This window comes from Desulfoprunum benzoelyticum (assembly GCF_014201505.1).
GTDB classification, from domain to species: Bacteria; Desulfobacterota; Desulfobulbia; order Desulfobulbales; family Desulfocapsaceae; genus Desulfoprunum; species Desulfoprunum benzoelyticum.
On record NZ_JACHEO010000014.1, the window covers coordinates 85,336 to 98,009 of the forward strand.

Consider the following 12,674-nt stretch of genomic DNA (forward strand, 5'->3'; position numbering starts at 1 on the left):
TTTCCTTTTTTTCGAAGGATTAGAAGCGTTATTTGAGATCTTTTGTCGAGGCGGACATTCTGGCCACGGAATCCATGACCTTCTGCTTGCCGTGTCTTTCGATCAACGACGCCAGCCCGATCTCCAGTTCCTCCTGGGGATCGCCGATCTCGACCTCTTCCTCGCGCTCCTCGACGATCAGGGCGTCGGTGATGCACCATTTGACGCACAGGGGCTCGTCTTCGCCTTCACACATGTCGCATTTGAGCGGCAGGCCGGAATCGGGCTCCTTGAATTCGGCCCGGGAGGGGCAGGGAGACCGGCAGAAGGCGCATTCCTCGTATTCCTTGCCGTCGATGATGTACTTGTCCCGCCCGGCGCATTCGGCCCCGGCCGACTCGCCGGCGTACACCGGCACGTAGATGTCTTCCAGCGGGTGACGAATGACCCGGATGCGGGATCGGGCCGGGTTGTTGCTGCTGTATTTGGGCAGGGCATGAAAGGCCGAGCAGATCATTTCACAGGCACGGCAACCGTTGCACAGGTCAGCATTTATTTTAATTGTTTTGACGATCTTTTTTTCAGTTGCCAAAATTACACCTCCTTGCCGGTCTCGGCCGGGGTCGTCTCGGAAGGCGTATCCTCATTTTCCGAATAGATGCCGCGCTTCTGAAACTCTTCATAGACATAGTCCAGTCCCAGATCGCGCAGCGACTCCTCGGTGGGGATACCCTGCTCGTTCCATCCTTTAAATGCGTAGTAGGTGTCTAAAAGCTCTTTTTCAAGTTCCGGGAAGCGCTTCTTCCAATGATTTTCGGGTGGCTTGTCATCTTTTCTGCGCACACCTCTTGTGGTGTTGATGGCCCGCACCAGGGTACGATAGCGCTTGGCTGCCTTCGTCAAGCTCTCTTCGTCCATGGCAAATCCAGCCCCGGCGGAAATGAATTTTGGATAGTTGTGAATATGGTAGGGCGGTTTGAGCGGAAACGATGACAAACCGGCACACATACCCAAAGCATCGTCGATGTAGTGCATCCGTTCCTGCCAATCAACGATATCGCAGCACATCGCCGGGGTGGGGTAGAACGGGATCGAATTGTCCCCGCGCAGTTCCCAGTCCAGGAAATACTGCTTGAATTTTTCGTCCGGTACCTGGAACCAGTCCTTGACGAAAGTCTCCCGCTCTTCGCGGGTGGGGAATGGCGCTTGCGGGAACTGTCCCTCGATCTGAGTGATGTTCAGTTTCTCGCCGGTTGCGTACATCAGAAAATAGATGGGGTTGAGCATGGACAACTTGAGAGGCAGCTGCTCCGTCTTTTTTATATTGTTGTGGGCATACTTCTCAGCTCCGTTACCGATCTGCTTGGCGGCCCAGTAGGTGCCGTTGGCCAGCACATCGCCGATTCCTTCCCGCCGGACGATGTGGTCGAGCAGCCAGTAAAACCGCCCTTCGTTGTCGTCGGGCATCCCCGGGAAATCATCCTTGCTCAGGATCCCGGCCTCCAGAAGCTCCAGGGCGAAGGCCATGACCTGCGGGGCGGAAAATCCGTCAACCCCATGCTCGGTGGCGGCCTGGGCAATCCCTAGGCCGAACTGCAGGTCGGAAAAAGCCGCCATGGTGTAGGTGAGTTTGGAGAAACATTTCATCATATATGTCGGCTTATCCGGTGGCGAAATGGTCGCGCCACATTTCATCGGACAATTGTAGCAGCTGATCAAACGTGTCTGCATGCCCTCCATGGTTGATGTCCAATCCTCGGCGATCTGATCGGTCCAGAAATTTTTACGACGCTCGCGTGAATTGCCCCACATGAAATTTTCGGTATGCCACTTCTCATCGTGGGTTTTCATCTCCTGGGGCGATCCCAGTCCCGAAAGGATGGCCATGACTCCAGGGATCGGATTCTTTTCACGGAACTGGATGTACTGCAAAACCTCGTTGCAGAGGCCAATAAATTCAGCAGGCTTCGCTGTATGAATATCCTTGGTCCCGCGGACGACAATGGCTTTTACTCCCTTGTCACCCATTACCGCCCCGAGTCCGCCGCGACTGGCACTGGAGCGACCTTGTTCTATAGAGGCGAAGTAGACCCGATTCTCTCCCGCCATGCCGATGGCCGCGACCTGGGCCTTGGGTTCGTTGAGCTCATCGCAAATCAGCTTTGCTGTTTCAATGGCGCCTTTGCCTTTCAGGTGAGAGGCGTCACGGATCTCAACCTTGTCGTTATTTATCCATATGTAGACGAGGTCGGGAGATTTGCCGCGAAGGATTACCTTGTCATAACCGGCATACTTCAATTCCGGGGCCCAGAATCCGCCCATCATGGAAAAGGCCAGCAACTGATTCACCGGCGAAATGGTGGTGACGATAGTCCGGTTGCAGCCTATGGCCGGTGTTCCGCACAAAAGACCGGTGCCGAAAATCAGCAGGTTTTTAGGCGAAAAGGCTTCTACTTCCGGGGCTACCCGGTCCCACATGATCTTGGCGTTGGTCCCCAATCCCCCCAGATACAGTTGGCTGTCCTCGGGATTGCTGGCAACCCGCTCGATATTGCCGCGGGTCAGATCAATCTCCAGATTATATCCAGTCTCTGCGTATCTCATTGTCTTTTCCTTGTACTGTCGCTAGTTTACTTGAGATTTACCGGTAAATCAGAACCAACCGGAAAATCCACTATTGAGACTCTCAGGATGTATTTCATCCGTTTGCTGGCCCAAGCTACATTGCTTCCTGGACTATTTCTGTAATATCTTTAATTTCCAGCAAGTCACCATATTCGAGGTTGAGGCGGCTTTCCTCGAAGTTGGTAATGCAATATGGGCAACTGGTTGCCAGCACCTGAGCGCCAGTTTGAACCGCCTGATTCAACCTGATATCGGAAAATCTCTGGTCCTGTGGCGTGTCCATCCATATTCGTCCGCCGCCACCACCACAACACAGGCTGTCACGGCGCGATTCGGCCATCTCAACCAGTTCAAGTCCGGCTATCCTGGTCAAGACGGTACGGGGCTGGTCATATATATTGTTGTGCCTGCCGAGATAGCAGGGATCATGATAGGTGACTTTCTTCTCAAAGGGATGGTTGAGCTGGAGGCGTCCCTGGTTGAGCAGTTCCAGCAGATATTCACTGACATGGACAACTTCAAAGTTGACCATGAATTCGGGATATTCGTTTTTAAAAGTGTGGTAGCAGTGGGGGGACGAGACCAGGATTTTCTTTACCCCATGGTCGATAAAGGTCTTGATGTTTTCTTTGGCCAGGGACGTGAACACCTGTTCACTTCCGAACTTGCGGATACTTTCTCCGCAGCAGTTTTCCTTGTTGCCCAATATGCCGAAATCAACCCCTGCTTTTTTGAGAATCTCGGTAGTGGCAGCTGCAACCTTTTTCATTCTCGGGTCATAACTTAGATAGCAGCCGACAAAAAACAGCACCTCCATTCCTTCGGAATACGGTTTGACAGCGTACTCCTTGGCCCAATCCCCTCGTTTTTGCCGCTCTACCTGCAACGGATTCCCTTCCGAGATAAGACTCGCCCTTGCCGTGCGAGCAGACTTGACTGATGCCGGGAAGACTTCATAGCCGGCAGCAACCCGCCGCAGAGAAACGCCGAGTTCAATCTGGTTGACTCCTCTTGGACATTGCGCCGGACATCTTCCGCACGTGGTGCATCGCCAGATGTCTTCACCGTCGATTTCGGTCAGACCAAAGGTGGCCTCACGTATGATTTTACGCATACTGAATTGCCTTACCTTATTCCAGGGACAAACTGTGTCGCACAGGCCGCACTGAAAGCAGAATCTCTGTGATTGTCCGCCGGCATCTTCTATCTCTTCGACTACTTCTTTGAAAGGGGCAATGGTTTCCACTTTGTTATGTCCTCGCTCTCAGTTTAAACGTTTGATTAACATGTTACAAAATGATATATTAATCATTAATGGGTGTCAAGACTAAAATAAGCACCGAAATCTGCTCCATTGAAACCGGCTGACATGGAGACTATAGTAGCCCTTGATGCTGATTCGTTGAAATTTTATAACAAATTGTAATTATTGTTGTTCTATACTGAAATAAGGATGATGCCATGCTAACGGAAATCAACCCAGCGGAAACGAGCTCAACGGAAACCAACGAAAGTGATTGGGGTGAATACAACTATAAAAATAATATGGAGTTTGACGAAAAGGTCATTGCTGTCCTGTTGCGAGCTTCCGAGACAGTAAAAAAGGATCTCGATACCACCTATAAAAATTATGGGCTGACTTTTTCTCAGTATAACGTTCTGAGAATATTGAATAATTCTAAGAATGGCCAGAACAAGGTGAATATAGTCAGCAAGATTATGCTGGTGTCCAGTTCCAATATTACCGGTGTCACCCAGCGCTTGGAAAAAATCGGATTACTCCTGAGAAAGCAGGATCCCAGTGACGAGCGGATTACAGTTCTTGAAATTACCCCCAAAGGATCACGCATACTAAAAAACATCCAAGAAGCGCATTTATCTAAAATTAGCAGCTACTTGAATGAATTTTCCAGTCAAAAGAAAAAAAGTTTGTTTGAAGACTTGAAAAAGGTCTACAGGGATTTCCGACGCTAAAAGTTAGTTTCCTTGAGAACAAAATGGTTGACGCCGAATATATTAACATGTTATGCAAAATATAATATTGGTATCTTGGATGATCGCTGTTTTCCCAACAATGCTTGATAAAAGAGCAGGAGGATATTTTGAAAATTCTTACTACCGTAAAAAAAGTGGTTGATGTGGAATTGACCATCCGCGTGGAGTCGGGGGCCATTGTCGAAGAGGGGCTGCAGTATGTCATGAATGCCTGGGACGAAAATGCGGTGGAAGCCTCTGTCCAGCTCAAGGAAAACAATGGCGCGGAGACAACGCTGGTCAGTATTGGCGGCGGCGATGACAACATCCAGATTATCCGTCGCGGTTATGCCATGGGTATTGACAACGGTGTCCAGGTCGATGACCCGCTGCTTGCCGGAGCGGATTCCTTTGTCCTGGCCAGGGTGCTGCAAAAGGTTTGCGAAAAGGGAAGTTACGATCTGATCATAACCGGCAAACAGGCCCAGGACACCGACAATGGTCAAACCGGAATAATTCTGGCCGAGAACCTTGGGATACCCTGCGTCAGCAACGTAGTCGCCATGGACGTAATAGACGACAAGCACATAAAAGCGACGCGGCTGGGCGACGGCGGCAAGGAGATCGTGGAAGTGACGTTGCCGGCGGTTGTCACGGTCAGCGACAGTATCAATGAACCGAGACTGCCGCAAATGCGTGGTCTTATGATGGCCAAGAAAAAGAAGATCGATGTCATGGATCTGGCCGCACTCGGCACCTCTTTAGACGAGGTTGGAGGGAAGGACATTCGCTCTGAAATTGTCGAATTCAGTAGATCCCAGGCGCGTAAGGCCGGAAAAAAATATGAAGGTGATGCCGCTCAAATCACCGCCCAGGTTGTCGATCTGTTAGTGAATGAGGCCAAGGTCTTATAAAGACAACCTGTCAATTACGATGTCATTGAATTAAATACATTTATACAAGGAAAAGAAGATTATGGCTAAAGTACTCGTAATTGCGGATATCAAGCGAGGTGAGGTGAAGCGCAGCACGGCAGAACTTCTGGCAAAAGCCAGATCTATCGGTGCCGAGACTGCTGTCGTTGCTATCGGCAACAATCTGGAAGCCTTGATACCTGGCCTGGTCAGTGCCGGCTCTGAGAGTCAATATGTTGCCGATGATTTAGGTCTGGAACTGTTTTCAGCCGCCCCATACGCCTCCTGTATCGTCGACGCGGCAAACCAATTCGGCGCCGACCAGATCTGGTTCGCTTCAACAGAAAGCGGTAAAGCCGTTGCGCCCAGGGTGGCTGCCCGGCTCGGCGTGGCCTGTGCAACTGATATTACCGATGTGACCTCAACTGGGGACAATATCGAAATAACACGACCTGCCATAGCCAATAAGGTCATACAGCGGGTGAAAATAAACAGTGAAAAACTCGTTGCAGTTGTCAGGGCAGGGGCTTTTGAGATGACGGCCGAGGGCGCCGGCGGCAGCGAAAAAGTCATCCGTCTTGCAGCGCCGCCCGCTGATCTGGGGGCTGTGGTCAAGGAACTGATAGCTGATGCCAGCGGAGATATCGATCTGGGTGATGCCGCCATTGTCGTCTCAGTCGGGCGCGGTGTCAAAGATCAAAAAGGTATTGATCTGGTCAAAGCGCTGGCGGATGATCTTGGTGCCGGTTTCGGAACTTCCAGAGCCATGGTCGACAGTGGCTTGATGGGGCACAACAAACAGGTTGGCCAGACAGGAAAAATAGTGGCCCCGAAACTGTATATCGCCGTCGGCATTTCCGGTGCGATCCAGCACCTTTCGGGTATGACCGGGTCGCAGGTCATTGTGGCTGTCAACAACGATCCTGAGGCACCGATCTTCAATGTTGCCGACTACGGCATAGTAGGGGATCTTTTTGAAGTGGTTCCGATTCTCCGTCAGCAGATAAAGAACATCAAAAAGTAGTCTCTTCTGGTAACGCTTTCAAACTCAGCCCGGTTGGTGAAGGACCGGATAATCTTCTGGATTTGAACTGGGCTGAGTTTCTCGGTTTTCGAATAGCTCTTTCGTTACAGCAGGATGCGATCGTATACTTCCACTATACATACGAGTTGAGGAGATAGTTTTGAATCCCCTAGTAATGGCTTTTTTACTTGTTGTTGCCCTGAGTGTTTTCTGCTATTCAATGGTTCGCAAGATTCAGCTGCTCCAGGCCCTGGCGCCAGCCGACAGAGCGAACCACCTGAAAGAACGCTTCAAGAATATGATGGTTCTGGCCGTCGGCCAGCAACGTCTTGTCGGCAGAGCCAAGGAAAGAAGCTCCGGGATCATGCATGCCTTCATTTTCTGGGGATTCTGCATTCTGTTGATTCGTAGTTTGATGCTTTACGGCGAGGGGTTCCAAAAGGGATTTGAGCTCCCTCTCTTCGGCGCGCCACATCTGCTGGGCTATCTGTATGTTGCGTTGAAGGATCTGGTCGAGGGGATTGTCCTGGCCATGGTCATCTGGGCAATCTATCGTCGCGCCGTTGTCAAACCGGAGAGATTGCATAACACCTTCAAGGCGTATCTGGTGCTGGTGTTGATCGGCATCTTGATGGTGTCTGATCTGCTCTACGACGGGGCGCGGTTCAACCTGGTCCAATTGCCTGGTTTTTCAGGTGATATCCACATCTTCAACAATCCCCAGTATGGCTCGGAAATTCTCTGGGCGCCGTTATCGAACATGACGGCTGCGCTCATATCCGGATTCAGCCCTGAGACCCTGGCCCTGTTGATGGGTTTCATGTTCTGGCTGCACATCTGTACTCAGCTGGTCTTCCTCAATCTCCTGCCGTATGGCAAGCACTTCCATGTGATCACGGCCCTTCCCAACGTGTATCTCAAAAGCCTGGACTATCCCCATGAAAAGGCAAAACTCCTCGATATGGAGGACGAAGCGGCATGGGAAAATGAATCCTTGGGTCTCAATCACATCCACCAGCTCGACTGGAAACAGGCACTGGATCTGTTCACCTGTACCGAGTGCGGACGATGCAAGGAGGTGTGCCCTGCCTATACCACTGATAAGCCACTCAATCTGTATGATTTCAATCTCAATCTGCGGCAGGAGTTGACTGACAACGAAGCTGCCATTATCCAAAGGGCCAAACTGGTATCAGGTGCGGAACCCAGTGGCGATGAAGCCGATACGTTGAATGAAAAGGTCCTGGCCCTGAACAGTCAAAAACAATTGGTCGGCGATGTTATCGCAGAGGATACTCTCTGGGCATGCACGACATGTCGGGCCTGTGAAGAGGTGTGTCCGGTGGCGATTGAACATGTGCCGCGTATTATTGCCATGCGCCAGGGACAGACCTTGATTGCCCAATCGTATCCCAAAGAGCTGAATCCGGCTTTAAAGGGTCTTGAACGCAACGGCAATCCCTGGGGTATCGGCTATGATAAACGCGAAGAATGGGCCAAGGGACTGGGCGTTACAACCCTTGCCGAAAATTCGGACGTCGAATATCTCCTCTGGGTAGGATGTGCCGGTTCGTTTGATGACCGGGCGAAAAAAGTATCTGTCAGTCTGGTGAAGATTCTGCAGAAAGCAGGCGTCAGTTTCGGTATTCTCGGGGTGGAAGAAAAGTGTACCGGTGATTTTGCCAGAAAGGTCGGCAATGAAATGCTGTTTCAGATGCTGGCCCAGGAAAATATCGAAACACTCAATGGCTATAACGTTAAAAAAATCATCGCCGCCTGCCCGCATTGCCTCAATACACTCAAGCATGATTATCCGCAACTGGGTGGAAATTACCAGCTCATCCATCATAGCGTATTCATTGAGCAGCTTATAAAGGAAGGGAAAATCAAGCTGAACCAGGCGATGAAAGGGACGATAACATACCATGATCCATGTTATCTCGGCCGCTATAACGACATTTACCACCAGCCGAGGTCAGTGTTGCAAGCTGTTTCCAGTGATGGGATCAAGGAAATGGATCGAAGCGGCAAAGAAAGTTTTTGCTGCGGTGCCGGTGGGGGCCGAATGTGGATGGAAGAGAGCATAGGCAAAAAAATCTATCTTGAGCGGACACGGGAAATTCTCGATCTGCAGGCCACAACCGTTGCGGTGAGTTGCCCCTTCTGTCTGACGATGATCGAAGACGGGATCAAGGAAATGGAAAAGGTCGATACAGTCCGGACCAGGGATATCGCCGAACTTGTAGCGCAGTATATGGTGTAGCCTGGAAATAGACAACGCCCAGAGGGCCTGGACGATGCAATCAAGGCCCGCTGAATAGAGTTTCCTGTACACTCTGTTTTGATAAGGCCACACGTGTTGAAATTTATCGTGATTCCGGAACGATAAATTTCAACACGTGTGGCTTTTTTGCATTCACTAAGTGAAAAATCAAAAGACGATCTTTCCCCTGCGTACGTCATAGACCCCTTCATAGGTCAGGCGAAGCTGCAAAACCGAGGTGAAGGTTAAAAAGACAAGGGTCCACAGGGGATTGTCCAGGTCGGTCCCCAGCCTTTCGATTTCATGATTCAGATGCCGGATTTCAGCCGCCAGTTCCGGAACGGATTTCAGGGAACAATGGCCGCCCAACGGCAGCGGGATGCCGGCCCGAATTTCCCCGTTCTGAACGAACACGACGCCGCCGCCGGGTTTGAGTGCCTCGGAGGCGGCCAGGGCCATGTCGGCGGGGCTGCTCCCGATCACCAGCAGCCCATGGGTATCGTGGGAGACGGTGGAGGCCAGTCCGCCCAGACCGCGAGGGAATCCCTTGACGAAACCGCACCCGGTCTTGCGCCCGTCGCGGGTGATCAGAAAAGCCGGCAGGAGGTCTTCAGGTGGGGCATAGAAACCGTTTCGGACCGGCAGGGCTATTTCCTCGGCCTCGGTGACGGTGCGGTTGATAATGGTGATCACCGGTACCGTGGCAAGGCCGGGCCTTGCCGCGATCCGGAAACGGTCGGGGTGGATGTCGGTAATCTCGAAAGGACGGCTGCCTGCGACCGGATCGACCTTCTGGTATGCATCGGTCAGCAGTCGCCCCTCTTCGGCGACCAGGCCTCCCCTGGCGAAGACCAGACGGGGTGTCGGCTGTTCCAGAGACGATGTCACCAGAATATGGGCCAGGCGCCCGGGGGCGATGGCGCCGACCTCGTGGTCGAGGTGGAAATAGCGGGCCGGATTCAGGGTGGCCATCTGGATCGCCCGCACCGGGGCGATCCCATAGCGCACGGCCTCGGCGACCACCCAGTCCATGTTGCCCCGCTCGATGAGGTGATCGGCGAAGATACCATCCGATACCAGCATGATCCGGCTGGTGTCGAAGGCCTCGGCCGTGTGCACCGCCTCGATGTATTTCGGCATGTCCTCCCGAATTGAACCGTGTCGCAGCATGACATAAAATCCCAGTCGCAGGCGGGAGGTGACATCGGCTGAGTTCAACGACTCATGGCACGAGAGAACGCCAGCGTAGGCCAGAGCATTGAGTCGGTCCCAGTTGGCCCCGGTGGTATGGCCCTCGATCAATTTGCCCATGGTGCGGGCCAGGGCGAACCGCTCCAGGAGGTTTGGGTCGCGGAGTACGATCCGCAGATAGGCGACCGTCTCGCTGACGGACAGGATGTCTTTGCAGGCCATGGCTTTACGGAAATCGGCCATGGACCACAGGTCTTCTCCCTCCACTTCCGGATACGGCGGGGTCGCGGCCGGAGCCCCGCTTTTGATGGTCATCGGCCCGTGTTGCAGGCTGGCAATGATATCGAGAAAAGCGTCCACTCCCATGGCGGCGGCGAGATCATGGCCGTCGTTGAAGATGCATGTGGTGCCCCGGGCCAGGACGCTGCGGGCATAGGCGAAGGGGTTGTAGAACAGGTCCATATGGGCGTGGGCGTCGAAAAACCCCGGGATCAGGAAATCGCCGTCGGCGTCGTATATGCGGTCCGACGCTACACCCTCTGTGGAAATATCGCCGACGTGGAGAATTCTGCCGTCGCGGATGGCCACGTCGGCCCTGAGAATTTCTCCCGAATAGACATTGACGACCCGCCCGTTGCGGATGATGGTATCGGCCTGCATCTGTTTCTCCTTTCCCGATTGTCAACCTGCATCCGTTGCCGCAACGGTTATCTTCCAAAAACTCTGGCCAAACCTGATTTCCTCCAATCGGAGAATGGTTTGAACTGGGGGGAAGCGTCACGAGCCGGTGGCGGTGACCAAACCCGATTCGGCTCGTGTGATTCCCCTGAGGGCGTTTCGGCCATCATCTCCGACCCTGACAACCTCACGCTATATTTTCCCCACCTTCTCAAACAATCCGTTCTTCATGTCTTCCGCCGCCTGCGATCGAGCCTTGTAGTGCAGCAATTTACCGGTCGCCGTCATCGGTAGGTGATCGACAAAACAGTAGTAACGCGGTCGTTTGTAATTGGCAAGATTCGGGTGCTGGACGCAGAATTCATCCAGTTCTCTGGCGGTGACGGGAGCTCCTGTGGTAACGATATAGGCAACAACCACTTGCCCCCATTTCGGGTCAGGGGTGCCGACGACCAGATTGCCGTTCACCGCCGGGTGCTCATTGAGGACGGCTTCCACCTGGGTCGGGTGAATGTTTTCGCCGCCGGAGATGAACATGTCGTCCTTCCTGCCGACGATCGTCACGTATTCTTCAGCATTCCATTTGGCCAGATCGCCGATATACAGCCATCCCTTGTAATACTTGGCCTTGGCTTCGTCGATCCGGTTGACATAGGTATAGGAACACTTGCCGGCGGCCCTGACGATGACCTCGCCCACCGCCTCGTTGTTTTTGGCGACATGGTCGTCCGGTTCCGCCAGTTTGTCGACATACACGTTGACGACCGCCATGTCGTCATCGGTACAGGAGCGACCCGCCGACCCCGCCATTTCCGGGAGATCGTAGGGACGGAGAAATGTATTCCAGAAGGCCTCGGTGCTGCCATAGCCGTTGAAAATATTGGGGGTAAGCATCTGCTGGAACTTGATGCAGGCCGCCTGCTCGAGCGGGGCGCCCATGGTAATGATCCCTTTCAAACGGCTGAGGTCGCGGGGATTTTTGGTCTGCTCATCGCACAGCGCCGACAGGGTGACCGGCGCCCCGATCAGGAAGTTGATCCCGTACTTTTCTGCCAACGTCAACACCGTTGCGGCGTTGAAGTGACGGAGAGGAACCAGCCCGCCCCCGACGTAGAGCGTCGGGCACGGGCCACCTGAATACAGGCCGCCGCGATGAAACCAGGGGGTCATGTTCAACGTCTTGTCCTGCGGTGACAGCGGAAAGTGCATGATGACATCATGGGCGCTGAAAATCTCGTTGATATTGTTGAGAGGAACGCCTTTGGGTCTGCCGGTTGTTCCCGAGGTGTAGAGCCGGGTGACTTCGTCGTAAATATGGGTCGGACGGAAAATACCAGGTTCCGTGATCGGCTGGTTCTGCACGTACTGGTCGTAGGATACGGCGCCGGCAAAGGGTTTGGCGGTGCCGTACATGTCGACCATGACGACGGTTTTGGGTTTGTGGGCGGCGGTGTTCAGCGCCTTTTCAACGGTATCCGAGTCGGCGGCATCGTAGAAGAAGATCCTGGGTTTGCTGTCGTCGATGGTGGTGGCGATTTCGCCGTAGGAAAGGCGGAAATTGATCGGACAGTTGATGGCGCCGATCTTTTGCGGCGCCAGATAGATGAAGACCCACTCGGCACAGTTATACATCTGGTACATGACGACATCGGCTTTAGCGACACCGTCTCTCATGAGTGCATGGGCGAGACGGTTGCACTCCTGATTCAGTTCCTGGTAGGTCCACTGTTTGTCCCGCTCATAGCAGGTTATAGCAACCCTGTCGGCGTACCTGTGGGTGTTGCGCATAAAGCCGTTGATATAGGTGAAGTCGTTTTCGAATGTGTCCTGAAACATGGAGATATCGTAGGTAAATTGCCGATTCTGCGTCATGGGATGCTCCTTGGCTGGCATTGTTGACGGGGGGCGGTTTCCAATCAGGTTATCGCCCCCGTATCTGTTCGTATCGGCCTGTCCCCGGGTTACGTGAACAGCAGGGCCCGGCCGGTGACCATCCGGGTGATCTGATTGGTGCCGGTATAGATCT

9 protein-coding genes are annotated in these 12,674 nt (G+C 53.0%); 4 read left to right on the top strand and 5 right to left on the bottom strand.

Going from position 1 to position 12,674, the window contains the following annotated elements; translation table 11 throughout:
- Positions 1 to 28: 28 nt before the first annotated feature.
- The 3 genes from HNQ81_RS12065 to HNQ81_RS17950 all read right to left on the bottom strand — a co-directional run bounded on the left by HNQ81_RS12065 (position 29) and on the right by HNQ81_RS17950 (position 3,850).
- Positions 29 to 571: a 4Fe-4S dicluster domain-containing protein gene (locus HNQ81_RS12065; protein ID WP_221270868.1), complete on the bottom strand. Its 543-nt coding sequence runs from the start codon at positions 569 to 571 to the stop codon at positions 29 to 31.
- Positions 572 to 573: 2 nt separating this feature from the next.
- The gene (locus HNQ81_RS12070) at positions 574 to 2,583 is read right to left on the bottom strand and encodes an aldehyde ferredoxin oxidoreductase N-terminal domain-containing protein (protein ID WP_183351552.1); all 2,010 of its coding nucleotides are present in this window, start codon (positions 2,581 to 2,583) and stop codon (positions 574 to 576) included.
- Positions 2,584 to 2,698: 115 nt separating this feature from the next.
- Complete coding sequence (locus tag HNQ81_RS17950; RefSeq protein WP_183351553.1) at positions 2,699 to 3,850, bottom strand: heterodisulfide reductase-related iron-sulfur binding cluster; 1,152 nt, start codon at positions 3,848 to 3,850, stop codon at positions 2,699 to 2,701.
- Between the two features lie 215 nt (positions 3,851 to 4,065).
- Here HNQ81_RS17950 and HNQ81_RS12080 point away from each other — a divergent pair, with 215 nt between their 5' ends.
- From HNQ81_RS12080 to HNQ81_RS12095, 4 genes are all read left to right on the top strand, one after another.
- On the top strand, positions 4,066 to 4,578 hold the full coding sequence (locus tag HNQ81_RS12080; RefSeq protein ID WP_183351554.1) for a MarR family winged helix-turn-helix transcriptional regulator: 513 nt from the start codon (positions 4,066 to 4,068) through the stop codon (positions 4,576 to 4,578).
- Between the two features lie 128 nt (positions 4,579 to 4,706).
- A complete protein-coding gene (locus HNQ81_RS12085) occupies positions 4,707 to 5,492 on the top strand; it encodes an electron transfer flavoprotein subunit beta/FixA family protein (protein WP_183351555.1) in 786 nt (261 codons plus the stop codon).
- A 61-nt stretch (positions 5,493 to 5,553) separates the two neighbouring features.
- Positions 5,554 to 6,516 (top strand): electron transfer flavoprotein subunit alpha/FixB family protein, encoded by a 963-nt coding sequence (locus HNQ81_RS12090; protein ID WP_183351556.1) that lies wholly within the window; start codon positions 5,554 to 5,556, stop codon positions 6,514 to 6,516.
- Positions 6,517 to 6,676: 160 nt separating this feature from the next.
- Positions 6,677 to 8,779 carry a (Fe-S)-binding protein gene (locus HNQ81_RS12095; RefSeq protein ID WP_183351557.1) on the top strand — a complete coding sequence of 701 codons (2,103 nt, stop codon included), beginning with the start codon at positions 6,677 to 6,679 and terminating at the stop codon, positions 8,777 to 8,779.
- Positions 8,780 to 8,947: 168 nt separating this feature from the next.
- On the opposite strand, the gene HNQ81_RS12100 is transcribed toward HNQ81_RS12095, so the two are convergent.
- A complete protein-coding gene (locus tag HNQ81_RS12100; RefSeq protein WP_183351558.1) occupies positions 8,948 to 10,630 on the bottom strand; it encodes an adenine deaminase C-terminal domain-containing protein in 1,683 nt (560 codons plus the stop codon).
- Positions 10,631 to 10,840: 210 nt separating this feature from the next.
- Positions 10,841 to 12,520, bottom strand: a complete 1,680-nt coding sequence (locus HNQ81_RS12105) for a class I adenylate-forming enzyme family protein (RefSeq protein WP_183351559.1) — start codon at positions 12,518 to 12,520, stop codon at positions 10,841 to 10,843.
- Positions 12,521 to 12,674 lie beyond the last annotated feature (154 nt).

Coding starts and splice junctions, on each gene's coding strand:
- HNQ81_RS12070 (WP_183351552.1), bottom strand. CDS start 2,583: ATGAGATACGCAGAGACTGGATATAATCTGGAGATTGATCTGACCCGC.
- HNQ81_RS12090 (WP_183351556.1), top strand. CDS start 5,554: ATGGCTAAAGTACTCGTAATTGCGGATATCAAGCGAGGTGAGGTGAAG.
- HNQ81_RS12080 (WP_183351554.1), top strand. CDS start 4,066: ATGCTAACGGAAATCAACCCAGCGGAAACGAGCTCAACGGAAACCAAC.
- HNQ81_RS12100 (WP_183351558.1), bottom strand. CDS start 10,630: ATGCAGGCCGATACCATCATCCGCAACGGGCGGGTCGTCAATGTCTAT.
- HNQ81_RS12105 (WP_183351559.1), bottom strand. CDS start 12,520: ATGACGCAGAATCGGCAATTTACCTACGATATCTCCATGTTTCAGGAC.